The sequence below is a fragment of the Haloparvum alkalitolerans genome (genome assembly GCF_055381565.1).
The window spans coordinates 1,638,438-1,661,904 of the sequence record NZ_AP043938.1; the positions used below are offsets into that span (position 1 = coordinate 1,638,438).

22 protein-coding genes and 1 pseudogene are annotated in these 23,467 nt (G+C 68.2%); 15 read left to right on the forward strand and 8 right to left on the reverse strand.

The window, feature by feature from the left end; translation table 11 throughout:
• Window positions 1-140: 140 nt before the first annotated feature.
• Both ACZ432_RS10575 and ACZ432_RS10580 read right to left on the reverse strand, forming a co-directional pair.
• Window positions 141-1,658, reverse strand: coding sequence for an MATE family efflux transporter (locus ACZ432_RS10575; protein ID WP_426964455.1), 1,518 nt, complete (start codon window positions 1,656-1,658; stop codon window positions 141-143).
• Window positions 1,659-1,901: 243 nt separating this feature from the next.
• Window positions 1,902-2,489, reverse strand: coding sequence for a cupin domain-containing protein (locus ACZ432_RS10580; RefSeq protein WP_426964454.1), 588 nt, complete (start codon window positions 2,487-2,489; stop codon window positions 1,902-1,904).
• Window positions 2,490-2,601: 112 nt separating this feature from the next.
• On the opposite strand from ACZ432_RS10580, the gene ACZ432_RS10585 reads away from it, so the two are divergent.
• Window positions 2,602-3,366, forward strand: coding sequence for a VOC family protein (locus tag ACZ432_RS10585; RefSeq protein ID WP_426964453.1), 765 nt, complete (start codon window positions 2,602-2,604; stop codon window positions 3,364-3,366).
• 303 nt (window positions 3,367-3,669) lie between these two features.
• Here the strand turns inward: ACZ432_RS10585 and ACZ432_RS10590 are convergent, their stop codons facing one another.
• Both ACZ432_RS10590 and ACZ432_RS10595 read right to left on the reverse strand, forming a co-directional pair.
• Window positions 3,670-5,451 carry a histidine kinase N-terminal 7TM domain-containing protein gene (locus ACZ432_RS10590; RefSeq protein ID WP_426964452.1) on the reverse strand — a complete coding sequence of 594 codons (1,782 nt, stop codon included), beginning with the start codon at window positions 5,449-5,451 and terminating at the stop codon, window positions 3,670-3,672.
• 167 nt (window positions 5,452-5,618) lie between these two features.
• Window positions 5,619-6,614, reverse strand: a complete 996-nt coding sequence (locus tag ACZ432_RS10595; protein ID WP_426964451.1) for a UbiA family prenyltransferase — start codon at window positions 6,612-6,614, stop codon at window positions 5,619-5,621.
• 211 nt (window positions 6,615-6,825) lie between these two features.
• Here ACZ432_RS10595 and ACZ432_RS10600 point away from each other — a divergent pair, with 211 nt between their 5' ends.
• From ACZ432_RS10600 to ACZ432_RS10615, 4 genes are all read left to right on the forward strand, one after another.
• Window positions 6,826-7,101 (forward strand): hypothetical protein, encoded by a 276-nt coding sequence (locus ACZ432_RS10600; RefSeq protein WP_426964450.1) that lies wholly within the window; start codon window positions 6,826-6,828, stop codon window positions 7,099-7,101.
• Window positions 7,098-7,532 carry a type II toxin-antitoxin system VapC family toxin gene (locus ACZ432_RS10605; RefSeq protein ID WP_426964449.1) on the forward strand — a complete coding sequence of 145 codons (435 nt, stop codon included), beginning with the start codon at window positions 7,098-7,100 and terminating at the stop codon, window positions 7,530-7,532. Before ACZ432_RS10600 ends, ACZ432_RS10605 begins: the two co-directional genes overlap by 4 nt.
• A gap of 213 nt (window positions 7,533-7,745) precedes the next feature.
• Window positions 7,746-8,027: a ribbon-helix-helix domain-containing protein gene (locus tag ACZ432_RS10610; protein ID WP_058366418.1), complete on the forward strand. Its 282-nt coding sequence runs from the start codon at window positions 7,746-7,748 to the stop codon at window positions 8,025-8,027.
• Complete coding sequence (locus ACZ432_RS10615) at window positions 8,024-8,287, forward strand: type II toxin-antitoxin system RelE family toxin (protein ID WP_426964535.1); 264 nt, start codon at window positions 8,024-8,026, stop codon at window positions 8,285-8,287. The genes ACZ432_RS10610 and ACZ432_RS10615 overlap by 4 nt, the downstream gene beginning before the upstream one ends.
• Before the next feature lie 33 nt (window positions 8,288-8,320).
• On the opposite strand, the gene ACZ432_RS10620 is transcribed toward ACZ432_RS10615, so the two are convergent.
• A complete protein-coding gene (locus ACZ432_RS10620) occupies window positions 8,321-8,551 on the reverse strand; it encodes a hypothetical protein (RefSeq protein ID WP_058366417.1) in 231 nt (76 codons plus the stop codon).
• A 739-nt stretch (window positions 8,552-9,290) separates the two neighbouring features.
• Here ACZ432_RS10620 and ACZ432_RS10625 point away from each other — a divergent pair.
• From ACZ432_RS10625 to artA, 8 genes and pseudogenes are all read left to right on the forward strand, one after another.
• On the forward strand, window positions 9,291-11,975 hold the full coding sequence (locus ACZ432_RS10625; RefSeq protein WP_464378853.1) for a DUF7827 domain-containing protein: 2,685 nt from the start codon (window positions 9,291-9,293) through the stop codon (window positions 11,973-11,975).
• 166 nt (window positions 11,976-12,141) lie between these two features.
• Window positions 12,142-12,747, forward strand: a complete 606-nt coding sequence (locus ACZ432_RS10630) for a DUF7342 family protein (RefSeq protein ID WP_426964447.1) — start codon at window positions 12,142-12,144, stop codon at window positions 12,745-12,747.
• Complete coding sequence (locus ACZ432_RS10635) at window positions 12,747-13,208, forward strand: hypothetical protein (RefSeq protein WP_426964446.1); 462 nt, start codon at window positions 12,747-12,749, stop codon at window positions 13,206-13,208. The genes ACZ432_RS10630 and ACZ432_RS10635 overlap by 1 nt, the downstream gene beginning before the upstream one ends.
• 145 nt (window positions 13,209-13,353) lie before the next feature.
• Window positions 13,354-13,650 carry a ribbon-helix-helix domain-containing protein gene (locus ACZ432_RS10640; protein WP_426964445.1) on the forward strand — a complete coding sequence of 99 codons (297 nt, stop codon included), beginning with the start codon at window positions 13,354-13,356 and terminating at the stop codon, window positions 13,648-13,650.
• Window positions 13,651-13,661: 11 nt separating this feature from the next.
• Window positions 13,662-13,940 (forward strand): annotated as a pseudogene (locus ACZ432_RS10645) (type II toxin-antitoxin system RelE family toxin); the annotation flags it as partial.
• A gap of 183 nt (window positions 13,941-14,123) precedes the next feature.
• Window positions 14,124-14,423, forward strand: a complete 300-nt coding sequence (locus ACZ432_RS10650; RefSeq protein ID WP_426964444.1) for a type II toxin-antitoxin system HicB family antitoxin — start codon at window positions 14,124-14,126, stop codon at window positions 14,421-14,423.
• Window positions 14,420-14,632, forward strand: a complete 213-nt coding sequence (locus tag ACZ432_RS10655; protein WP_426964443.1) for a type II toxin-antitoxin system HicA family toxin — start codon at window positions 14,420-14,422, stop codon at window positions 14,630-14,632. The genes ACZ432_RS10650 and ACZ432_RS10655 overlap by 4 nt, the downstream gene beginning before the upstream one ends.
• Window positions 14,633-14,842: 210 nt before the next feature.
• Window positions 14,843-15,811 carry an archaeosortase A gene (artA, locus tag ACZ432_RS10660; RefSeq protein ID WP_426964442.1) on the forward strand — a complete coding sequence of 323 codons (969 nt, stop codon included), beginning with the start codon at window positions 14,843-14,845 and terminating at the stop codon, window positions 15,809-15,811.
• A gap of 769 nt (window positions 15,812-16,580) precedes the next feature.
• Here artA and ACZ432_RS10665 read toward each other — a convergent pair.
• Both ACZ432_RS10665 and ACZ432_RS10670 read right to left on the reverse strand, forming a co-directional pair.
• Complete coding sequence (locus ACZ432_RS10665) at window positions 16,581-18,413, reverse strand: glycosyltransferase family 39 protein (RefSeq protein ID WP_426964441.1); 1,833 nt, start codon at window positions 18,411-18,413, stop codon at window positions 16,581-16,583.
• A 42-nt stretch (window positions 18,414-18,455) separates the two neighbouring features.
• The gene (locus ACZ432_RS10670) at window positions 18,456-19,802 is read right to left on the reverse strand and encodes an alkaline phosphatase family protein (protein WP_426964440.1); all 1,347 of its coding nucleotides are present in this window, start codon (window positions 19,800-19,802) and stop codon (window positions 18,456-18,458) included.
• Window positions 19,803-19,922: 120 nt separating this feature from the next.
• Between ACZ432_RS10670 and ACZ432_RS10675 the strand changes: the two genes are divergently transcribed.
• Entirely contained in the window at window positions 19,923-20,894 is a 972-nt protein-coding gene (locus ACZ432_RS10675) for a phosphoadenosine phosphosulfate reductase family protein (RefSeq protein WP_426964439.1), read from the forward strand.
• A 33-nt stretch (window positions 20,895-20,927) separates the two neighbouring features.
• On the opposite strand, the gene ACZ432_RS10680 is transcribed toward ACZ432_RS10675, so the two are convergent.
• Window positions 20,928-21,962 carry a sodium:calcium antiporter gene (locus ACZ432_RS10680; RefSeq protein WP_426964438.1) on the reverse strand — a complete coding sequence of 345 codons (1,035 nt, stop codon included), beginning with the start codon at window positions 21,960-21,962 and terminating at the stop codon, window positions 20,928-20,930.
• A gap of 165 nt (window positions 21,963-22,127) precedes the next feature.
• On the opposite strand from ACZ432_RS10680, the gene ACZ432_RS10685 reads away from it, so the two are divergent.
• Window positions 22,128-23,060, forward strand: a complete 933-nt coding sequence (locus ACZ432_RS10685) for a sulfide-dependent adenosine diphosphate thiazole synthase (RefSeq protein ID WP_058365606.1) — start codon at window positions 22,128-22,130, stop codon at window positions 23,058-23,060.
• The last annotated feature ends 407 nt before the right edge of the window (window positions 23,061-23,467 follow it).

The following is a 23,467-nucleotide window of genomic DNA, read 5'->3' on the forward strand; positions in this document are numbered from 1 at the left end:
GCTTTCTGGGTGGTGCTGTTCCGCGCAGCAGGGTCTGTGACAGACCGAGATCGGTCAGCTACGTAGAGGGAGTCGGTCGGGGCTTTCTGTACGCTGTCGAAGCGGCCGCCGACATGGACGACCCATCCCACACAGTTCTCTCAGTCGTCCGCGGCCGCGGCGTCGGGACGGTAGTTCTGACTGATCGCCTTCCACTTGCCGGTCCGGAAGCGGGCGTAGTTGATCGCGGCGGGGATGGAGGTCTCGGCGAGGAACGCGAGGTAGAGCCCCCAGTAGCCGAGCGGCGCGAGCGCGACCGCGGGCGTGGCGACGCCCAGTAGCGGGACGGTCACCGAGGGGACGGAGAGCCCCGCCGCGCCCAGGTACGCCAGCGGGATCGAGCCGCCGAACATCCCGAGCAGTTGGCTCAGGAAGGGGATCTTCGTGTCGCCGGCGGCGTCGAGCGGCCCCGCGGCGCCGCCGGAGACGCCCTGCAGGATGACGGCGACGCAGGCGGCGTAGACGAGGTTCGTCGCGATGGGGATCGCCGGACTGTCGGGGCTATCGGCGAACAGGACGACGATGTCCGCCGCGGCGACGGCGATGAGCGCCGCGGAGACGAGGTAGGTCGCCACGGAGAAGCGGATGATGTCGCGCGCGTACGCCTCCGCGGACGCCTCGTCGTTCGTGCCGAGTTCCTGCCCGACGAGGCTGGAGGAGGCGAGCCCGAAGCCCCAGCCGGGGGTGTTCATGATCCCCCAGATGCGGCGGGCGATGACGAACGCGGCGACGGTGTTCTCGCCGAACACGTCGAGGATGGCGAGCATCGGGAACTCCGCGACCGTCCACACCAGGTTGCGCGCGCCGACCGGCGCGCCGATCTCCACGAGGTCCCGCAGCGTTCCGGGGTCGAGGTAGTTCCCGAAGGGGTCGATCGTGACGGGGAACGCGCCCATCCCGGGAAGGGCGCCGCGAGTGAGCCCGACCGCGAACGCGGCGACCGCGACCACGTTCGAGAGGACGGTGCCGAGCGCCGCGCCCTCGACGCCCCAGCCGAGTCCGAAGATGAAGACGGCGTTGAGGACGACGTTGACGACGGCGCCGCCGGCCCGGACCTGCATCGCGGTGTAGGCGTCGTCCGCGCCGACGAGCACGCGGCTCCCGACGAGGTTCAGCCCCGCGAAGGGGACGCCGAGCCCGACGATCTTGAGGTAGTCGGCGCCGAGCGCGATGGCCCGCTCGTTGCTGGAGATGAGGCCGATGAGCTCTCCGGGGATCAGCCAGAAGGCGGCGGTGACGGGGAGGCTGACGACGACGACGAGCAGCGTCGAGGAGCGCACGGCGAGCCCGAGTTCCTCGTGCGCCTCGGCGCCGTAGCGCTGGGAGACGAGCGCGATGGTGCCGCCGGCGACGCCGCCGCCGATGGCGAACGCGAGCCCCCAGAAGGGGCCGGCGAAGCCGACGCCAGCGACCGCGGAGACGCCGACCGCGGAGCCGACCATCGCCACGTCCACGGCGTTCTTCGACATGCGGGCGACGCCGGTGACGATCCGGGGCCACGCGAGGTCCGTGGTCCGGACCACGCGCTCGCGCTCGATGAGCCCGGCCCGGGCCAGCGCGAACCCGATGTAGAGGATGGCGAGCCTGAAGGGGTTGGGGACGGAGGACACGGCGGACATGCCCCGTCTCACCGCCGACCTAAAGGCCCTTCGTCAGGCGGCAGCCCTCTCCGCAACGTTCGCGTGTCGTTCGCACACGGTCGCGCGTGTTTCGGGGAGTCGGCCGCGGCCGCAGTCCGCCACGGTCCGCCGCCGCCCGTCGCCGCCCGTCGCCGTCCGCCACCGTTCGCCACCGCTCGCCACGGTCCGCCACCGCCCGCCGCCTCCCGCCGCCGTCCGCCACCGTCCGCCGCCGCTTCCGAGTCACTCCGTCAGAAGGTCGTCACGGCGGGACGGCGGGATGTACTCGGGGTAATCGGTCGGGTAGCCGGCGAGGCGGCCGATCCGTGCGGTCGCCCGGATCGCGCGTTTCTGGATCGGGACGGGAGCGCGTGCGAGGTAGAGCAGGTCGTCGTACGTTTCGAGGACCGGCGCGAGTCGGAGCGGGTTGAGCGGCATCCCCGAAGGCGTCGCCGGATGGTCGGCCGCGAGCCCGTAGGTGACGTACATGAACGGCTCCGTGGCCAGCGCCGGCGCGACCGACCCGACCATGTGGAGTTCGCCCTCGCCCGCGTTCCAGAACCGGTGGGGGTCTCCGGCCGGGATCGTCGCCCGCTCGCCGGGGGAGAGCCGTCGCGTCTCGCCGTCGTGCCAGACGCCGAGGCGGCCGGTCCGGACCTCGAGCGTCTCGTCCTGCTCCGGGTGGACGTGCCGCATCGGGCCGTGCGACTCGGGGGGCGGGGCCAGCCACATCTCGAACGTGGCGGCGTCCTCGCCGGTGGCGTCGGGCGTTTCGAGATACCGGACCCGCTTGCCGCTCCGCGGGGCCTCGATGAGTGGATAGGTCGTCATTCCCGGGGGCGTGTCTCGTGTGCCGGTGACGCGGCCGCGTCTTCATCGTTACGCCCGCGGCCGCTTCCGGGTCCGGTACGCTTTTCGACCCGAGCGCCGAATCGTGGCCCGTATGAGCGGCATTCTCGACCACGTGATGATCCGCGTGGAGGACTTAGAGGAGAGCCTCGAGTGGTACCAGACCAACTTCGGCTACGAGGAGAAGGGCCGCTGGGAGGCGGACACGTTCACCAACGTCTACCTCGGCCCCGAGGACGTCCACGAGGACGGCGCGCTGCTGGAACTCACCTACAACCACGGCGACCACTCCTACGAGCTGGGCGACGCGTGGGGCCACATCGCCGTCCGCGTCCCCGAGGACGGCCTACAGGACGCCTACGACGAGCTGATGGCCAACGGCGTCGACGACTACCGCGACCCCGAGTCGTGCGACAACCGCTACGCGTTCGTGAAGGACCCCGACGGTCACGAGATCGAGATCGTCAAGCGCGACCACGGCGTGAAGTGGAGCCTCGACCACACGATGATCCGCGTCGAGGACGCCGACGAGGCGCTCGGTTTCTGGACCCGCAAGTTCGAGTACGAGCACGCCGGTCGCTGGGAGGCGGACACCTTCTCGAACTACTTCATGGCGCCCCCGGACGCGCCCGAGGAGGCGATGACGGTGGAGCTCACCTACAACTACGACGGCCGCGAGTACACGATGGGCGACGCGTGGGGCCACCTCTGCGTCCGCGTCGACGACCTCGAGGAGGCGTGGGACGACCTGATGACCCGCGAGGCGGCGGACTACCGCGACCCCGAGTCCTGTGACCACAACTACGCGTTCACGAAGGACCAGGACGGCCACGAGATCGAGATCCTGACGCGCGACTGAGCGCGATATCGGGCGTCAGGACGGGCCACGGGGTTCGGTCGGACGAGTTCCCGGATCGGCTTTCTGTCTGCTGTCGTGTCCGTTGCTCGGGAGAGTGCCGTCCAGAACGCACCCGCTGGCTCTCCCGCAGACAGAACCGGGTCCGTGGCAGATCCTGCTACGCTGGACGGCACCACCCGGAACGACCTAGCCGGCTCGACCGCACCGCGTCCTCGTACCTCCCCAGCCCCGGTCGCGGCCGCTGAAAGGGGCTCGGCGGTTCGCGTGCACGCTCGGCATGCGCCGCACGCCGACGGACGGGGATCAGCCGTCCGACTGGTCGGGGGTGCCGGCCTCCGCAGTCTCGTCGCTGTCGCCGTCCTCGCTGTCTTGACCGTCTCCGCCGTCCTCGTCGTCCGTCGGCCCGGGAAGCGTCGGGACCTCGACGGTGACGACCGCGCCGTCGCCGCCCGGGCGGTCCGCCATCTCCATGCGGCCGCCCGCCAGGTCGGTGCCCCACTTCACCAGCCAGAGGCCGAGACCGCTCCCGTGTTCGAGGGGCGACTCGCGCCCCCGGTCGATGACGGCCCACTCCTCCGCGTCGATCCCCGGACCGTCGTCCGCGACCGCAACGTGGACCCAGCCGTCGACGACCGCGGTCGTCACCCACGCGGTCGGGTTCGGCTCGTCGTTGTGGCTGATCGCGTTTGTCAGCAGTTGCTCGACGACCACGTCGAGCGAGGCGGCGACGTGGACGCCCTCCGGGGTCGGGCCGAGTTCGACCGTCGCGTCGGGGTACCGGTCCCGGGTCCGATCGGTCGCGTTCGCGAGCAGCGGCCCGACCGGCGTCGGATCGAGGGGGTCGGCCTCCTCGGAGAACATCGACGCGATCGACCGCGTCCGCTCGCTGAGCTGGAGGATCCGGCTCGCGCTCTCCTGGATCACCCCGGCGGATTCGGCGTGTTCTGGGTCTTCCCCGACCACGCTCGCGTAGCCGTGGATGAGGTTCGTCTCCGTCCGGATGTTGTGTCTGAGCACGCGGTCCAACACGTCGAGCCGCTGCTGCTGCCGGAGGTAGGCGCCCACGTCGTGATAGGTGACGACGCGTCCCACCTGCCGGTTCCGCGAGTCGGAAAGCGGCGTCACGGTCACGTCGTAGGGGCGCCAGCCGTCGGTCCCCTCGATGGTGAGTCGCTCGGTGTCGTCGTCCGCCTCCGGTAAGCGGTCGTAGGCCGGGACCACCGCGGCCGCGGGGCGGCCGAGCGCGTCGGTCGGGTCGAGCCCCAGCGCCGTTTCCGCGTCCCGGTTGTAGTCGACGACGTAGCCGTGGTTGTCGATCACCACGGCCGCCTCGTGGACCTGGTCGAAGACGTAGCGACGCGCGCGCGGCATCGCGGAGGGGCTCGTCCGGAGCAGCCGGAAGCGCGTGAGCGCGCCGAGGTACGCGACGCCCGTGACCGCGAAGCTGAGCGGCGTCGGGTCGAACCCCGCCAGCGCGTCCGGGGCGGCGCCCACCAGGTGGAGGGCGTTCGTCGTCCACGGCGCCAGCGTGCCGACGATGAGCGCGGCGCTTTGCGCCTTGAACGCCCGCGCTTCGTCGCGGACGAGCTGCAGCAGGGGGATCGTGCCGAACAGTCCCAGCAGGTAGGTGTACCCGGCCGTGACGTAGTACCAGACGCCGGGTGCGGTGCCGACGAAGTCGCCGAACGCGGTCGACTCGATCCACCGGTCACGGAGGAGGAGGCCGTAGGGGTCGCCGCTCGCGGCGAGCAGCACGGTGACCGCCGGGACGACACAGAGCGCGGCCACGGTCTTCCGCGTGACGAGGCGGTCGCGACCGGTGTACTCCAGCGCGAACACCAGCCACGCCACCGGGATGGCGACGACGCCGACCCACTGCACGTCGTACCAGAAGGCCTTCGCGGCGAGCGTCTCCGCCTGGAGCTCGAAGACCAGGAACACGGCCCACCACGCCTGCCCCGAAAGCAGCACGGCCAGCGGGGCCGCTCCGGGCTCCGGCCGCTCGCGCCACGCGACGATGGCAGCGGCCACGCCGACGATCACGGCGACCGTCACGACGGCCCGGAGCGGTGCGATCGGAAACACGACATCCGTCCCCTCGTCGCGAAGGGGTTTAATTCTCTTGTCACCGAGAAAAACGTACCAGACGAGCGGCGTGTTCTTTCGCGGCCGCGGATCGAAGTCAGGGGGCGGCCGTTCCTTCCCCGGCGGTCGACCGCCACCGCTGCCGTCGCCGCTCCTGCCGCCGCCGCTCAGCCGAGCAGGAGGAGCGCGGCCGCGGCCACGAGGTAGCTGCACTCGGGGGCGACTCCGAGGAGGCGGCGTTCCCTGACGCGGCCGACGAGCCCGGTGGTCGCGAGCGAGACGGTCACGCCCGCGAGCAGCGCGGCGACGTGGACCGGGGCGAGCAGGTCCGCGGCTCCGGCGGCCGCGATCAGCGCGACGACGGTCCCGTCGACGAGGTACAGCGTTCGGCGCGTGCGGCGGACGCCCAGCGCGGTCGGCAGGGTGGCGACGCCCGCCTCGCGGTCGGCGCGCACGTCGCGGACGTTGGGCACCTCCACGTCGACGAACGAGCGCAGGAGGAAGTAGGCGAAGACGACCGCCGCGACGGGCGCGACCGCGGTGCCGAGACCGGCGAAAGTCGGGGATCCCTCGACCGCGGGCGCGGCGAACGCCAGCGGGAGGAGGGTGAGCGCGGTCGCCCACGCGAGCGCGACGACGAGCGAGTTGACGAGGAGCACGTCCTTCAGCCGGGGGACGCGCTCGGCGACGCCCGGGAGCGCGTCTCCGACCGTCGGCAGCCAGTCGGAGGCGTAACAGACCCAGCAGACGCCGGGCAGGAGGGTGATCGCGAGCGCGAGCGGGCCGCCGAACAGCGCGACGGCGACGGCGAGCCCGTACGCGAGCGCGGCCGCGGCCGTGAACAGGTCGGCGTGTCTGCGGGCGGCGGCGGCCCGCGCGGGCGTGGAGGCGGCGTCGGCCTCGGCGTCGGCAACGTGGTCGGTGGCGTACACCGCGAAGGCGACGAGGCCCACCACCGCGGGCGCGGGCGAGAGCGGGACGCCCAGCAGCGCGGTGGCGACCAGCGTCTCCACGACGGCGACGAGCGCGACGAAGACGGGGCCCTCGAGGAACGCGGCCGCGAGGCGGCGCGCCCTCGCTGCGGCGAGCGTGGTGATCGACGGACGATGCGCGGCTGTCGGACCGTCGCTGTCGGGCGACGGCGGGTTCGGTTGCGTAGCCATGGTCGTATGCGACCGAGCGGTTTCGACGCTCGGACGCTACGATCATGCTGTGCCCGGTTCGGAATAAACGCCGAGGGAGGTGGTCCGGTCTGGCGGTCCGGTCCGAGGAGGGCACGGTCGCGTCCGTCGACTCCGTGTGACCATGCTCGATGGTCCGACGGGTCACAGGGCCGGTTGGAGGATTTATGACTCAGTAGAACGTTCTACCGTTATGAGCACGTCCGTCAAGATGGACGAGTCGACGAAGTCCCGGTTGGAGGAGCTGCAGGCGGAAATCCGTCTGGAGGCCGGCGTTCGTGTCACGCAACAGGAGTTGCTCGCGCGTATCGTCGGGGAGGCGTACGATTCGCGGGCGGAGCTGATCGACTCGTTCCGCGAGTCCGAGCCGGACGCGTCCGCGGCGGAGCGCGAGGCGTTTCACGACGGCCAGATCGCCTCGGGGAAGCGGACGCGGGAGTCGGACATCGACGAGGAGCTGTACGGGTGAGCGTCCTCGTCGACACGGGCGTGTTCTACGCGCATCACGACCGTGACGCCGCCCGACACGACGCCGCGGTCGCGATGATGGACGAACTGCTTGATGGCGCGTACGGGCGCGTGTACGCGACCGAGTACGTGTACGACGAGACGGTCACGCTGACGCGGTCGCGGACGGGGTCGTTCGATGCGGCGAAGACGGTCGGGGACCGGATCCGCGGTGCGGGGCGGTTTCCCGATGTCGTCGAGCTCCTGATCTCGGATCCGCCGGCCTTCGACCGGACTGTCGAGGCGTTCGAGCGCTATCGGGATCACGACCTGAGTTTCACCGACGCGAACCTGATCGCGCACTGCGAGCGCGGCGACGCGGACGCGGTCGTGAGCTTCGACGACGACTTCGACGGGATCGTCGACCGGGTCGAACCGACCGCTGAGGGATAGCGTCTCATCGGAGTCGGCTGTCGCGGTCGTCAGTCCTCGACGGAAACCGGAACTCGCGTCGCGCGCTCGTGGGCGGCGTACTCCTCGGAGAAAGCGCCGTCTCGCGGGCGGACTGGATCCCCGAGTGCGTACGAACGTTCCCTTGACACGACCGTGACCGTGGTTGGACCGTTGAGAGGAATTCTTTTGTGTATCACCGTTGTATCACAGCCCATGAGCACCGACACGGACGCGGGGGACAACCGAATGGAGAAGATCAACGTCCGAGTGCCGGAGGGGCTTCTGGCTCGGATCGATGAGGAGTGGGAGCGGCGCGGGTATTCCTCGAAGTCGGAGGCGATCCGCGACGCCCTTCGCAGTTGGGTGGAGCCGTCGACGCGGCTCTCGGAGGAGACGCTCGACGACTTGGAGCGGAGCCGCGAGCAGGTCGAACGCGGCGCGACGCACGACGCGGACGAGGTGCGGGAGCGACTCGGGCTCGCGGACGAGGACTGACGCGGGTCGAGTACACGGAGCAGGCGGTCGAGCACCTCGAAAAACACGACCAACAGGTCGCCGACCGCGTGATGAACAAGGTCGACGAGGCGACCGAGTGGACCGACCACCGTCTCGAACCACTCGCGGGCTACCCCTACTACAAACTCCGGGCCGGGGACTACCGGGCGATCATCACCTGGGACCGGTCGAACGATCGTCTCATTGTCGAAGCGGTGGGGCATCGCCGGAACGTGTACGACCGCTATCTCCCGCCCTGAGGAGTCCGCTTTCGGCGGTCGCGACCGCGGTCGTCACTCCTCGCCCGACCGCGAGCCTCGAGTCGAGCGCTCGCGGGCGGCGTACTCCTCGGGAGAGAGCTCCGTCTCGCGGGCGGACTGCAGCTGCGAGTCGATGAGGACGTTCCCCTGGCGTGACCACTCCGCGTCGTCGTGGGTCCGGACGGACGCGGCCCAGGAGATGACGAACGCTCGACGTTCGCGGGCGTTGTCCGCGACCAGCTCGTCACGTTCCTCGGCGTTCATCGTCGTCCCGTTTCACGCCGAATCGGTCGACGTATCGGTCGGGTCGCTCCGTGGGAAGGGAAGCCGTTCGGCGACCGTCTCGGAGCGATGCGTCGCGTCCGTTCCTCGAACTCGCGGAGTCATGCCGATGACTCTTCGCGGACGCGTCGCTCGCGTGCGCGAGCGTCTAGACGTGTGTCGGCCCCTCCGCAGTCCGCTCCGCAGTAGCGGACGCCGCTGACGCCGTCCGGGATCGCGCGAGCTGAATCCCTGTCCGCAAACACGCGAGGTCCGCGACGCCGATGTCCGGGAGGCTGCCGCACATCCCCGCGACCGCGTCCGGCGCCGCGACGCCCGCGTCCCAGCCCGCGGCCGCGATTCTCACCCCCGAGCTGCCTGATTCGCGCCGTCTTCAGTCGGCCACGCGTCGGACGGGCCACAAAGTACTTATGGGAAATCCCGCCGAAACGGCTCTACCCCCCGGATTCGGGCGTGTGAAGGCGTCACACGATAGGTCATTCAACACAAAGTATTTATAACGAGGTGCGTTTGTTCCGTCCGTACCCCTACCCATGGTGGCAGCAGCGAGTATCCCTGACCGAGTCCGGCCGGAACGCGACGACGATGTTGGTGCCGATGGCGGGCGTTCGGTCAAGGTTGGGAGAAAGGTCCTGTCGCCGGATGCAACAACTAACTAAACATGACAAGCGAAAACACAAACTATCGCACGAAGGGACGCGCAGTGTTCCTGGCTGCGATTATGGTTCTGTCCGTGTTCGCAGTCCCGCTCTCTTTCGCGGGCGGTGCTGCAGCATGGCAGATCGAAGACTCTTCCAGCAGCATCGTTGCTACACCCAACGATGCAGGCGCAGACGCACAGCACAATGTTACGTTCGGCATTAACAACAGTTCCCAGGTACTAACCGACGGGAATGTCTCTGACATTTACGTCGATTACTCCGCTGGAAGTGCTGAGCCAAACGTCGATACGTCGATCTCTTCCAACGATGTCTCTGTATTCGTTGACGGTTCAGAGATCACCGATTTCGACGTTGATGCTCAGGACAATGCCATTCTGATCACTCTCACCGATGAGTACGATCTCAACGGGTCGAGTGCATCGAACATCGAGGTGACGCTCAACGACAACGCCGACCCTGGTGACGCTAACAGTGCTGGTGACATGATCACCAACCATCAGAGCGACGGTACGTACGATGTTGATGTCGCTCTGAATACTGGTGAATCCAGTGCTGCAACTGGTCTGGCAAGCGGTGCCGACGATAGTGCGACGCTCGAACTCGCAATCGGCCAGACTCTGGACGGTAGCGAGTCCGACGAGGACATCGCCAACCAGTACGGCGTTGACGCTGCCTACGACTACACGGAAATCGGTGACGAGATCGTCTGGCAGGGCCAGTCGTTCGCGGTCTACAACGTCACTGAGAACCGTCAGATCCAGCTCCGTGAGCGTACGGGGACGGACAGCTACTCGACCCGCGTCCAGCGAACGAGTGACGGCAACGGTGTCGTGGTTTTCAACTCCGCGAACCGTAACGAGGCAGTCTTCCAGGTCCGTGATCCTGACGCTGCGGAGGCGAGCGACGACTTCGACATCGTCGTGCAGGATCTGACTGCTGACTTCGGCTCGGACACGGTCGACAACGAGGGCAGCGGCTCCGAGGTCGACCTTGATCTGGAGTCCAACCGTGGCGAGTTCACCGTCAACGTGACTGAGGCCGACGGTGACCTCTCCGCTGAGGAACTCGAGATGATCTTCGACGACACGGGTCTGACGGTGTCCAACGACACTGAGAACGACCGTGTCACGATCGAGGGCGTCTCGGGTGGCAGTACGTACACGACGAACTTCTCCGGTATCGAGGCTGCGGACTACGACCTCGAATATACCGTGATCGACACGACTGCGGAAGATTCGAACTCCATCACTGTTGAGGAAGTCTCGGAAGGCGAGACATCCTTCGCGCAGAACACGGTGACTGAGGAACGCGGTGACTACGTTGAGTACACTATCGAAGTTACTGGTGCTTCCGACACGGCACAGGTTGTCCTTGGCAACCTTGAGGAGGACGGCTACCAGTACAACGCCACCGTCGAGGACGGCAACGACGACGGTGAAGTGACGCTCCGCTTCAACACGTACAAGGCGGGCGATGGCACTGGTGACGATCTGCTCACTGCTGTTCACGATGACGACGAGGTAACTTCCCAGAACGAGCACGGCGATGTCGAGATCTCCGGTCTCATCAGTGCTGGTGACTACGACACCTACGTGCTTGCAGGAAGTAACAACGACTACTCCGATGTCATCGACAATTCGGACGATGTCATGCTGGTCACGTTGTCCGAGCGGTCCACGGACGGCATGACTATCTGGACTGCCCCGAAGGGCACCGCGGGTGACTACGAGGAGCTTGAGGACATCACGACGGCCGTCGAAGAGGGTGACCTCACAGAGACCTCCGACGTTGCGAAGGAGGACCTCGTGGTTCACCAGATCGACGCGACCGGTCTTGCCGGCGCCCTTGGCGCTGAAGAGAGCGGTGTTGTCACTGAGGACTTCCTCGCTGCGGTTGACAACGACAACTTCGAGCTCGCAATCGAGCAGAACAACCCGCGTCAGAACCGCCAGCCGATCACGCTGAACCTCTCGCAGTCGGAGAACGCCATCTCGGTTATCGCCGACAGTGAGAACGACAGCTACTACCTGGTTCTGAACACGAATAATGCCCAGTGGGACCGTGGAAGCAGTACCACGGACCAGGGCATCAGTTCGAGCGATCTCAACATGCGTGACGGTGCGTCCTTCGACGCCACCTTCACGGTGAACGACTCCGCCCTGCTCGGTCTGGACGACCGCGACACGGCTCCGGACGAAGAGGACCAGGAAGCCGTTACTGGAACCTTCACGCTGAACGACCGCGAGGGTAGCTTCGATAGCGACCCCGTCGAGGTCGAGGCTGCCTCCGACCAGCAGATCACGGGCACGACGACCGTCGCGCCTGGCTCCGAGATCACCGTCCGCGCAAGCGCGACGGAGGATACTGAGCCGCGCTTCGTCAAGACGCAGACTGTGACTGTTGCTGAGGACCGTACGTGGAGCACCACGATGGACTTCAGTGAACAGGCTGCCGAGGACACCTTCGAGGCTCGCATTAGCGGCGCCGTGCCGCGTGTGACCGTCGACGGTGTCGTCGTTGAGTCCGTCTCCGAGGACACTACGGAAGAGGAAACCACGGAGGAAACCACGGAGGAGACCACCGAGGAAACCACCGAGGAGACCACCGAGGAAACCACCGAGGAGACGACCGAGGAGCCTGAGGAGACGACCACGACGTCCGACGACACGCCCGGCTTCGGCGCCGTCGTCGCGCTCGTCGCGCTCGTCGCCGCCGCGCTGCTCGCGACTCGCCGCCGTCCCTAACACGGACGCCTAACCACTGACCCGCGAGGGTCGGTCCCGATTTGCAGCCCATTTTTCGCACCGCGCTCACCGACCGCGTAGCGGCGACGCTCGCGATCTGGACCTGGTTGGGACAACTATGCGTTTTCGGGAGTAGATATTTCTTCCTGGAGCTTGGATCACGGATATGGTCGAGCACGAGGAGCCGTGGTCCGGGTCCGTGAACGAGGCGGTCGTCGAGGAGTGGTGCGCGGAGACGACGCCCTTCGAGCGCGTGCACGAGGTCCTTCGCTCGACGACCGAGCCCGCGTACGCGAGTGCGTTCGCGGACCGCGCCCGCGTGAGCGAGCCGACCGCTCGGACGCACCTCGAGACGCTGGCCGACACCGGCGTCGCGACCGCGGTCCCGACCGGTCGCGGGACGAAGTACGTCCGATCACGGGAGAGCCTCGCGATGGAGCGCGTCCGCGACCTCCACGAGCGACTCTCGCGAGAGGAGCTGACCGCGGGCATCCGCGACGTTCGCGACCGCCTCGCGGCGTACGCCGACCGGCACGACGCCGCCGGCCCGGACGACCTCGCGCTCCGGCTGTCGGGCGACGACGAGGCCGGATGGACCGCGGTGAGCGACTGGCGCGCGCTCGAGCGCGACCTCGCGGTCGCACAAGCCGCGCTGGCGCTGTACGACTTCGACCCCGACGACAGGCCGACCGACCGCGGATCGCACGCGGACGAGGACCGCGACTCACGCGGTGCGCTCGCTGACGACCGCGACCGCGGCGCGACGGCCTGATGGCGTCCGGAATCGATCCGACGGAGCTCTCGGCGGCCGTCGGCGGCCCCGATTACGGCGCGATGGAGCTGATTCGTGACCGGTGTTTCGCTCGGGACCCACTCGTCGACGACGTTTCCTTCGACGACCCGATTTCGCCTCGCGAACTGCAGGTGCGGTTCGTAGACGGCTTCGACGGTGCCGACACCGCACGACTGGACGTGACGTGGTACGCGGGCGGCGCGTATCGGTTTCACTACGTCGACGAAGCGATCAACTGGCGGTTCGACCGTCACCCGAACCCGCATTCTCCCGAGAAGCATTTCCACGAGCCACCGGACGCGGACTCGGAGACTGCTGTCGCCTCGTGTATCACCGTCGAGGAACCGGTACTCGTCGCCCGTGCAGTCCTGCAGCTCTGGCGTCGAGCGTACGAAACGGGGTCGCTCGCGGAGCTGAATACGGCAGAGAACCCGCCCTGAACCGAGAATCGGAACGAAGCGCACGCGGTACTACTGAGCCGTCACCTGCGCGCGACACCGGTTCGTGCCGGATTTCGCGGTCCCCATCGCCCGGAAGCCACCGCGGACGAACGCTTATGCATACACGCACGTAAAGCATGAGCATATGTCGAACGCCGAATCAGGCGGTGGCGACGGCAGCGGGCCCGAGATGGTACAGATCAACCTCCGGCTGAGCGAGGCGTTCCTCGAGGACATCGACGCGACGTGGCGCGAGGAGGGGTTCAACTCGCGCAGCGAGTTCCTCCGATACGTCGCCCGGGACGCGGTGAAACACCCCGAGTTCTCCCGGGAGGGATGGAAGTCCATCGCGACCAGTGAGCACGAGCTGCGCTCCGGCGCGGAACTCGTCACTCGTGAGGAGGTCGTCGAACTGATGGACCGAAACGAGGACGACGAGTAGCCTGGAGGGCGAGTGATGGTGACTGGACCTGATCGTTCTCGCCCCGCGCTGCCGACCAGTTCGCGACCCTCGACGCGCACGTACAGGATCGACTCGTCAGCAAACTCGACGAGATCGTGTCGTCACCGTGGCGCGAGCCTTCGGAGTTCTTGGAGCCACTGACGGGCGGTCCGTTCTCGAAACTGCGCGTGGGGCAGTACCGGCTCGCCTGTACGCTGAACCGCGAGGGCGGTGTTCTGGAAGTGCATCGGATCGAACATCGGAGCGGCGCCTACACCGCGGACGACTGACACCGAGCGCGATGGTGGCCGATCCGGGAGTGTTTAGATACGCTGATCCCCTGCGAAGGCGATACGCTGATCCCCTGCGAAGGCGAACGCTTGCAGCCAATTTTCAGCGCTACGTACCTCAGCGCGGCGCGCGCCCGCGGTCGCGCCCGAACCCTTTTGCCCGGGAACGAACTATCGAGAGCCATGAGCACCGACACGGGCGATGACGGCGAGAAACCGTCCCCCCCGTCCCACATCACGCTGGAACGCTCCGCGGACGGCGAGGCGTGGATCGTCACCGACCGGGAGACGGGCGTGACGACGCAGGGCGAGACCCGCGAGCACGCCCTGGAGATGATCGACGAGGCGGTCGCGCTCCACACCGGTGCGGCCGGCGAGCCGGTCACTGACGAGGACCTCCGGGAGTGGGGTCTCGACCCCGAGTCGGTCCCCGACGAGGCCGGCGTTCCGGACGTTCCGTGGTTCGACGCGGACGAGGAATGACTCGGCGGCAGTTCACGGGACAAGAGGTCGCTGCCGTCCTCATCGACAACGGATACCGTCCGGTGGACCGAACGGGGAGCCACTGCAAGCTCCGGTACGGACACCCCGAGACCGGCGAGATCCGAACCGGGACACTTCGGAACATTGCGGACCAGTGTGGGGCACTCGACTTCGATGCGTTCTGTGTGTGGATCGATCGAAATAGCTGATCGCAGTCTTTCGCCGCCGAACCGCTCCGTTCGAGCGCTCCGTCTCCTCGGAACCGGTCGTTGGACCGGCACACGACCCACTATTGAAGTCCCGCACTGAAACGGAGGCGTTGGTAGCGGGTGGCCCGAGCCCGTGGCCCCTTCGCTACTGAGCGCCTCCGACGCACGCAACGATAAGGGCTTTACGCGCGCCGGCCCTCGATTCGCGTGATGCAGAGCGGCGTCACGGAGGCGGTCTTCACCGCGGTTCCGGACACGTTCACGTTCGCGTGGATCGTCGCGGTCCTGTTCGGGATCGCGGCGCTTTTGGACTATCGCGGGAGCGACCGCGGCCGCGATCTGGCGGCCGCGGCGTGGGGACTGTTCGGCCTCTTCTGGCTGTACATGGTCCCCTACTTCGCGTTCGAGCACCAGAGCTACGTCGAGAGCATCCTCGCGCTCGTCGGCGCGCCCGCGTGTGCGTACGCGGGCCTGTTGCTGTACCGCGGCCGCAGCTCGCTGTTCGTGCTCACCCGCGCGGTCGGGCTGATGCTGTTCATCTACCTGCCGTTCGAGACGATCCCCGCGGTCACGGTCGCGGGCGCGACGCTGCCCGCGCCGCGGCAGGTGCTCATCGAGATCGTCGCCGACCAGACCGGCTTCCTGATCGACCTGCTCGGCTACGACCCCGAGCGCGTGACCAGCACCGAGGGGTACGACGCCGCCTTCAGGTGGGTGCTTCCGGACGGGCACGTCGTCCGCATCTCCGTCGTGCTGGCGTGTACCGGCATCGGGAGCATGGCCATCTTCGGCGGGCTCGTGGGCGCGGTGAGCGCGCCCCTGAACCGCAAGCTCCGCGCGCTCGCGGTGTCGCTGCCGATCATCTACGTGCTGAACATCCTCCGCACGACGTTCATCACGGTCGTCGCGGGCAACCAGTACATGCACTGGTACCCCGAGCTCGTGTTGGCGATGTTCGGCGCCTCGGACCCCTACCGGGTGTCCTTCTTCGTCTCCGACCGGATCATCAGCCAGCTGCTCGCGGTCGTCGCGCTGGTCGGGATCACCTACCTCGTCGCCCGAGAGCTGCCCGAGCTCGTGGTCGTCCTGGAGGACGTGCTCTACATCCTCACCGGCGAGGAGCACGACCTGACCGAGTCGCTGGACCTGCCCCGCGAGCCGACCAACCGGCGGTCGTAGAGAAGACGGCGCTGTACGTCGCTTTTTCCTCACCGGTCGAGCGTACTGCTGCGCTCATCGTGCACACGCTGAACGCCCTCGACCGCGCTCGCGGCTTCCGCGCTGCTCCGACCGCGGGCGGGTTCCACCGGAAATCGGAGATTTCCGAGCAGCCAGCGTGCGGTAGCGCGCTGGCAACCCCACGCGCGCTGGGCACGGGACAACCGGCGGGGCGATGCGCCGCGGCCGGGACGATCAGGCTGCACTCACGGCGGGAGTTCTGCCCCATCCGCGAAAAACGCTCGGCCGGCCGTGCGGTCGGCGCGCGCGAGCAACGCGCGCGAGGTCGCCGGCGCGCTACTGCACGCCGGCTGCTCGAAAATCTCCGATTTTCGGTGGAGGTCGCGGGCCGGGCGCGCTACGGTTCCGCGCCCGGCCCGCGGCCGAGGTTGGGGAGGCGTGAGGCTGCGGTGCGGTCGCGGTGGGTGGGACTGAAAGGGGCAGCCGGCTCGATCCGGCCCCGGCGCCTCAAGCACCGCAGCGGGCGGTGCGGAGAGCGAGGAGCGCAGAGCGTGCCGCGGCCGGTCGAGCAGGCTGGGGCTTTCTGGGTGTTGCTGTCAGGAGCAGCAGGATCTGCGACAGAAACAAAAAACGCGTCGTACGGAGAGCCGGCTGGGTCTTTCCGGGTGGTACCGTCTCGATCAGCAGGATCGACAGCAGTTCCAGAAACGCCGTACAGAGCGTCGACAGAAACGTCCGCAGCGTCGCCCGGACCGCTCATCAGCGCCGGTCAGAACGGCGGGTCGCGGTCCGCCTCGCACTCGCCGGTCCGTTCCAGGATCAGGGTGTACTGGTTCGGGCGGAGCTCCTGCTCGTCGGCGTACTGGTCCGTCTGCGGGACGACGCCGTAGGGGAGAAGGTCCGTCACGGAGCCGGGCGTCGCGCGCTGGGGGACGAACTCCGGCGGTCGGGGGCCGAACTCGGCGACGATCTCGTAGTTCGTCTCCTCGTGGACCAGGTCCTCGATGAACCACCGCTGGATCGGGCCGGTTCGGTAGTAGGAGTCCTCCTTCAGGTACAGCAGGTCGCGGTAGCCCACCTGCACGTACTCGGGGCAGTGGACCATCTCCGCGTCGCCCGGCTGCGCGACGTGGTTGACGCGGGCGTCGTACGGGACCGCGGTGTCCTGGAAGTCGACGCGGTACACCTCGATCGCGTCGTTCGGACCGGCCTCCGCCTCCAGCCACGCCTCCGCGTTGTCGCGGGGCATGTCCGCGTAGCCGCCGACGCCGACCGCGGCGTACGCGCCGCTCGTGATCAGCAGCGCCGCGATGAGGGGTCGGACGACCGCGGGCCGGGACTCCCTGAGCGCGAGCAGTCGCTCGCCGACCACGAGCGCGATCAGGGGGAACGTCGGCAGCAGGTGGTGGACCCGGAAGTCGTGCCACGCCGAGAACAGCAGCAGGTACGCGAACAGGGCGGTCAACACCAGCGCGGTGCCGTCGACGCCGGCGTCGCGGCGTCGGAGCGAGGCGACGCTCGCGAGGGTCCCCACGAGCCCCGCGGCGAACAGCGGGAGCGAGAGCCCGCTGAAGTAGCCGCGGAGGAACCACCACCAGATCGGGGCGTCGGGGCCGGTCGTGTGGGTCGCCCGCGCGGTCGAGCCGCCGAAGATCCGGGTGACGACCTCACCGACCTCGCCGACCAGCGCCGTCGGAAACCCGAGGACGATGCCGAGAAAGCCCGCGAACGCGGCTCCGAGGAACAGCTTCGGCCGCCACAGCGCCGCACGCGGGCCGGCGGTCGGTCCGTCGGTGTCGCCCGCGGCGCCCTGGCGGGCCTCCTCGCGGACCCGCCGCGCCCGGAGGACGTACGCGGCGCCGACGACGAGCACGACCGGCGCCGCGGTGAGCTTGAAGGCGATGGCGACCCCGCCGGCCGCGCCCGCGAGCACGAACAGTCCGCCGTCGTCCGTCTGCACGTAGCGCAGCCCGAGGTACAGCGCCAGCAGGACGAAGAACAGCGCCGGCATGTCCTCGCCGCCCTCGTGGGCGATGGTGAGGAAGCCGAACGTGAGCGTCAGGAGGAGGGCGGCGAGGTCGCCGGTCGTGCGGTCGTACGCGGCCGCGCCGATCCGGTAGGTGAGGTAGACGCACCCGAGCGCGAACGCGACGTTGGTCAGCCGGACCAACAGGATGGAGGCGGTCCAGACCCATTCGGGCAGCGTCTGCCACGCGCCGTAGAAGCCGAACTCCCACGCCGGGAACCCGAGCGCGGCGAACGCCTCCCACTCGCCGAGCAGCGCGGCCGCGAGCACCACGGGCAGCAGCACGAGCGCGTACAGGTGGAACGTCGCGCCGAAGGGGACGCGGCTCCAGGCGACGCCCTCCCGCAGCGAGGCGAGGCTGGGCTCGTCGATGACCCGACCGTACGCCACCAGCACGTCGAGGATGCGGCTCTTCTCGTCGCGCGTGGCGAAGTTCGGGACGCGGTGCCAGATCCAGAAGGTGCAGAGTCCGGCCGCGAGCAGCAGGACGTAGGGGAGGTAGGCGTCCTCGCGGAGGTCGGTCAGGACCTGCCGTCTGGCCCGGTGGAGGTAATCGCCGGGCGAGAAACGCGTCATGGATCCGGCGTCGGGGTCCCGACTGAAAAAGCCGTCCAGTCGTCAGTCCGCGAGCAGGCTCTCGCCGTCGAAGGTCGCGCCCTCTGCGTCGACGTCCAGCAGGTCGAGGATCGTCGGCGTCAGGTCGTAGAGGTTCGCGCCGTCGGCGTCCAGATCCGCGGTCGAGTAGAGGACGGCGTTCTCGAACTTGTGCATCCCGTTGCGCGGTCCGGTCGTGAAGACGGCCTCCTTCTCCGAGAAGGCGGACTTGAGGTCGAAGCCGTCCGCGGGGACGACGACCACGTCGGGCGCGATGTCGTCGCCCGCGCCGTCGAACACTTCCTCGCCCTTCACGATGCGCTTGCAGACCTGCCGGCCGTCCGGGCCGGTCAGCTCCTCCAGGTCGGCGATCAGCTCGTCGCGGACCGCCTCGTACTCCGACTCGGGGACGGAGCCGTTCGCCTCGCGGCCTTCCAGGTTGACGTAGAACCGACCCGGGATCAGCGAGTAGGCGCGCGACTCCTCGTGTACGTCCGCGAGCGAGTCGTGATCGTCGTCCTCGTAGGAGAGCCACCCCTCCTCGGCGAGCCACTCGTTGCAGTTCACCTCGTGGTGGAGCTCGGTGAAGCCGTGGTCCGAGGCGACCACGAGTTCGGTGTCCTCGTCGAGCGAGTCACGAATCTCGCCGATGTAGTCGTCGAGCGTGTCGTAGAAGGCGAGGAAGTCGTCGGCGTGGGGGCCGTCGTCGACGTAGTCACCGAACAGGAAGTGGTTGACGCGGTCGGTGCTCATGTAGACGCCGAAGAACAGGTCCCAGTCGTCCGCCTCGAGGTAGTGGGTGAACGCCTCGTGGCGCGCGTCGAGCGTGGCGTGTGCGTTCTCGACGAACTCGGTCTTGTCCGCCTCGTGGCCGAGCTTCGCGTTCACGTCGATCCGGTAGTCGAACCCGGAGAGCGTCTCCTTCAGGTCGTCGTCGCTCGCGGCCGCGTCCAGCGACGGCGAGAGGAAGCCGGAGACCATCCGCTGGACCCGCGAGGAGGGCGGGAACGTGACGGGGACGTTCATGACCGTCGCGTCGCGGCCGGCGTCGGTGACCCGGTCCCACAGGCGCGTCGCGCGGACGTGCTTGCCCATCGGGACGTACGTCTCGTCGGAGCCGACCTCGCGGTCCTGGAAGCCGTAGACGCCGGTTGCGCCCGGGTTCACGCCCGTCGTCAGCGAGGGCCAGCAGGCGCTCGACTCGGGGGGGACGATGCTCTCCAGCCGGTCGCCGGTTCCCGCCTCGGCGATGGCGGTCAGGTTCTCGAACACGTCCGGGTGCTCCTGAACGAGCTCGTACGGTACGCCGTCGATGCCGAGGAAGACCACGCGTCCCTCGTCGTCGCCGCGCAGCCGGTCGAACAGTCCCATATGGGCCGGAGTCCGCTCGCGGCGCTTGAAACCCTTTCCGTTGCGGCCCCGCTCCGGGATACCGGCGTGCTCGGCGCGAGACAGAAAAGCTATCAACGTCGCGCGGTTTCTCGGAGCCACATGAGCGACGACTTCCCGGCGTACGTCGACGTCGACTACACCGACGGCGAGGGGGAGACCCCCGCGGACTACCCGTCACTCCAGCACAAGATCGAGAAGGCGATCGAGGTGACCCGCGAGGGGCTCGAGCAGTACGAGAACCCCGCCGTCATGTGGACCGGCGGGAAGGACTCGACGCTCACGCTCTACTTCATCAACCAGGTGGCCGAGGAGTTCGGCTACGAGAAGCCGACCGCCGTGTTCATCGACCACTTCCAGCACTTCGACGACATCACCGACTTCGTCGAGCGCTGGGCCGACGAGTGGGACATCGACCTCGTGTACGCCCGCAACGACGACGTGGGCGCGTACGTGGACGAGCACGGCCTCGAACCGGGCGACGACATCCCCGTCGACGCCCTCTCCGAGCACAACCAGCACCACGTCCGGAACATCCTCGAGTACGAGGAGGACACCTTCCCGTTCCTGCTCGACACCTACGTCGGCAACCACCTCCTGAAGACGGTGGCGCTCAACGACGCCCTTGAGGAGTACGACATCGACGGCGTCATCTCCGGCGTCCGCTGGGACGAACAGGAGGCCCGCGCCGACGAGACGTTCTTCTCGCCGCGGCACGACCCCGACCTGTTCCCGCCCCACGACCGCATCCAGCCCATCCTGCAGTTCGCGGAGGCGGACGTGTGGGACGTCTTCTGGAACTACGTCGTCCCGGACACCGTCGAGGCGTTCCCCGAGGACGGCTACGTCCCCGAGTCCGCCGCGGACCTCCCCGAGGGCGTCGACCAGGAAGACGTGCCCATCTCGCCGAAGTACTTCGCCGGGTTCCGCTCGCTCGGCAGCGAGGTCTCCACCGAGAAGACCGAGGAGGAGCCCGCGTGGCTTCAGGACCTCGAGAACACGACCGAGCGCGCCGGCCGCGCCCAGGACAAGGAGGACCTGATGGAGCGCCTGCGCGACCTCGGCTACATGTAACGCTCGGCGAGCCGACCGCGGTCCCGCGTTCTTCTAGACCCCCGGTATCGTGTTCGTCGCGCCGACGGTCTCCGCGACCACCCACGCGACGAACAGTCCGTAGGCGCCGATCAGCGCCCACGACTCGCCGCCCGACAGCGACAGGTCGGTCCGCAACACGGTGAACAGAAGCACCGTCGCCAGCGTCAGCACGGCCAGCATCGGCACCGCGACCGCGAGGTCGACCGGCGCGGCGCCGACGATGAGCACGCCGAGCGGGACCGCCACCAGCAGGTCGAAGGTGTTCGACCCGAGCACGTTGCCGAGACTGGTGACGGCCTTGCCGCTCCGGGCGGCCCGGACGCTGACGAGCGTGTCCGGGAGGCTCGTCGCGGCCGCGAGGATCGTCACGCCCGCGAGGAACGAGGGGACCGAGAACGTGACGCTCAGCGCCTCGACGCTCCCGACGAGCGCCTCGACGGCGATCAGGATGACCGCCAGCCCCGCCGCGAGCGTGAGCCACTCGCGGCCGACGGCGATCCCCGCCGGCGGCTCCCCGGCCTCGTGGTCGCTCACGTCCTGCCACTGGATGAAGAGGTAGAGCCCGTACAGACACAGCGGGACGACCGCGAGTTCGCGCGTGATCGACCCGCCCAGCGGCGGGCCCTCGGGGATCGGTTCGTAGATGACCGCGAACGCGAACGTGACGATGAGCGCCGCGACAGCGACCATGTAGAACTGCGCCTCCTTGTACACCAGCGTGCGGTTGGCGTCGAGCGCGTCGTCGGTCGCGAGCCCCGCGACGCCCGGCACCACGAGGATGTTGAAGATGGCGGAGCCGACGACCGCCCCCACGCCCAGGTCGAAGCTCCCGCCGAGCGCGGCGACGACGACGCTCGCGAGCTCCGGGAAGCTGGAGCCGACCGCGACGACGATCGACCCCTGCACGACGGCGGGCAGCCCGTAGTGCGCCGAGAGGTGCTCCGCGGACGACTCCAGCCAGTCGCTGCCGACCCAGACCGCGCCGCTCGCAAGGAGGATCAGGAGGACGTGTCCGAGCGGCGAGGACGGCGAGAGTCCGAGAACCATCGACGGGTAGTGCGCGGCCGGCCGGCAAAAGCGCCGGGGTCCACGACCTACTGACAAAAGCACCCAGGACCGCGATCCTCCGACAAGCACACCGGGAGTCCCGACCGCTCTCGGAGCCGGTGGAACCACAAGGAATAATACAACCCGAGAATACTACTTGGTTGTATGTTCGAGTTCGACGGCTTCAGCGACGCGGACGAGGCGGCAGTCACTCGCGCGATCGGCGAACAGTGGAGCGAGGAGTTCCTCGACTTCTCCGAGTCCGACGTGATCGTCGTCGGTGGCGGTCCCTCGGGGCTGATGACGGCCAAGGAGCTGGCCGAGCGCGGCGTGAAGACGATGGTCGTCGAGAAGAACAACTACCTCGGCGGCGGCTTCTGGCTCGGCGGGTTCCTGATGAACAAGGTGACCGTCCGCGACCCCGCACAGGAGATCCTCGACGACCTCGGCGTCGACTACGAGCCGGTCGAGGAGACCGAGGGGCTGTTCGTCGCGAACGGGCCGGAGGCCTGCTCGGCGCTGATCAAGGCCGCCTGCGACGCGGGCGCGAAGATCCAGAACATGACCGAGTTCACCGACGTGGTCGTCCGCGAGAACCACCGCGTCGGCGGCATCGTGATGAACTGGACGCCGGTCCACGCGCTCCCGCGGGAGATAACCTGCGTCGACCCCATCGCCGTGGAGTCGGACCTCGTCGTCGACTCGACGGGCCACGACTCGGTCGTGATCAGCAAGCTCGATGAACGCGGGGTCCTCGAAGCGCCCGGCATCCAGCACGCGAAGGAGCACAACACCGGCATGGACGCCACCGAGGACGGCCAGTACGGCGCGCCCGGCCACGACTCGCCCGGCCACGACTCCATGTGGGTCGGCGAGAGCGAGGACGCGGTCGTCGAGCACACCGGCGTCGTCCACGACGGCGTGGTCGCGACGGGGATGGCGGTCGCGACCGCCTACGGCCTCCCGCGGATGGGCCCGACCTTCGGCGCGATGCTCGTCTCCGGAAAGGCGGGCGCGCAGGCCGCGCTGGACGAGTTGGAGGTCGACGCCGGCGACGTGGCGCTCTCCTCGCGGTCGCCCGCGCCCGCGGACGACTGAGCGAACGACTGCAAAAAACGCGTTCCGCGGGCGTGTTCGACGGTCGATCGCTGGGAAGTCGGGTCGTAGGAAGTCGGGTCGTACAGTGGGCGGGCACTTGTCCGACGTGTCTCGACCGCTCCGAAAGCCTCAGTCCGCGTTCGCTACTACGCATCCGGCTCTGGGATAGATCCTGCTGTGCTGGACAGCACCGTCCAGAAAGCCCCAGCCGGCTCTCTGTACGACTCATCTTCTATTTCTGTCGCAGCACTGCTGATCGGGACGGAACCACCCAGAAAGCCCCAGCCGGCTCTCTGTACGACTCATCTTCTATTTCTGTCGCAGCACTGCTGATCGGGACGGAACCACCCAGAAAGCCCCAGCCGGCTCGACCGGCCGCGGCACGCTCTGCGCTCCTCGCTCTCAGC

Excerpts from the sequence above, each read along its gene's own strand:
- ACZ432_RS10575 (WP_426964455.1), bottom strand. The coding sequence starts at position 1,658 with ATGTCCGCCGTGTCCTCCGTCCCCAACCCCTTCAGGCTCGCCATCCTC.
- ACZ432_RS10580 (WP_426964454.1), bottom strand. The coding sequence starts at position 2,489 with ATGACGACCTATCCACTCATCGAGGCCCCGCGGAGCGGCAAGCGGGTC.
- ACZ432_RS10585 (WP_426964453.1), top strand. The coding sequence starts at position 2,602 with ATGAGCGGCATTCTCGACCACGTGATGATCCGCGTGGAGGACTTAGAG.
- ACZ432_RS10595 (WP_426964451.1), bottom strand. The coding sequence starts at position 6,614 with ATGGCTACGCAACCGAACCCGCCGTCGCCCGACAGCGACGGTCCGACA.
- ACZ432_RS10600 (WP_426964450.1), top strand. The coding sequence starts at position 6,826 with ATGAGCACGTCCGTCAAGATGGACGAGTCGACGAAGTCCCGGTTGGAG.
- ACZ432_RS10610 (WP_058366418.1), top strand. The coding sequence starts at position 7,746 with ATGAGCACCGACACGGACGCGGGGGACAACCGAATGGAGAAGATCAAC.
- ACZ432_RS10620 (WP_058366417.1), bottom strand. The coding sequence starts at position 8,551 with ATGAACGCCGAGGAACGTGACGAGCTGGTCGCGGACAACGCCCGCGAA.
- ACZ432_RS10625 (WP_464378853.1), top strand. The coding sequence starts at position 9,291 with ATGGTTCTGTCCGTGTTCGCAGTCCCGCTCTCTTTCGCGGGCGGTGCT.
- ACZ432_RS10630 (WP_426964447.1), top strand. The coding sequence starts at position 12,142 with ATGGTCGAGCACGAGGAGCCGTGGTCCGGGTCCGTGAACGAGGCGGTC.
- ACZ432_RS10635 (WP_426964446.1), top strand. The coding sequence starts at position 12,747 with ATGGCGTCCGGAATCGATCCGACGGAGCTCTCGGCGGCCGTCGGCGGC.
- ACZ432_RS10640 (WP_426964445.1), top strand. The coding sequence starts at position 13,354 with ATGTCGAACGCCGAATCAGGCGGTGGCGACGGCAGCGGGCCCGAGATG.
- ACZ432_RS10650 (WP_426964444.1), top strand. The coding sequence starts at position 14,124 with ATGAGCACCGACACGGGCGATGACGGCGAGAAACCGTCCCCCCCGTCC.
- ACZ432_RS10655 (WP_426964443.1), top strand. The coding sequence starts at position 14,420 with ATGACTCGGCGGCAGTTCACGGGACAAGAGGTCGCTGCCGTCCTCATC.
- artA (WP_426964442.1), top strand. The coding sequence starts at position 14,843 with ATGCAGAGCGGCGTCACGGAGGCGGTCTTCACCGCGGTTCCGGACACG.
- ACZ432_RS10665 (WP_426964441.1), bottom strand. The coding sequence starts at position 18,413 with ATGACGCGTTTCTCGCCCGGCGATTACCTCCACCGGGCCAGACGGCAG.
- ACZ432_RS10670 (WP_426964440.1), bottom strand. The coding sequence starts at position 19,802 with ATGGGACTGTTCGACCGGCTGCGCGGCGACGACGAGGGACGCGTGGTC.
- ACZ432_RS10675 (WP_426964439.1), top strand. The coding sequence starts at position 19,923 with ATGAGCGACGACTTCCCGGCGTACGTCGACGTCGACTACACCGACGGC.
- ACZ432_RS10680 (WP_426964438.1), bottom strand. The coding sequence starts at position 21,962 with ATGGTTCTCGGACTCTCGCCGTCCTCGCCGCTCGGACACGTCCTCCTG.
- ACZ432_RS10685 (WP_058365606.1), top strand. The coding sequence starts at position 22,128 with ATGTTCGAGTTCGACGGCTTCAGCGACGCGGACGAGGCGGCAGTCACT.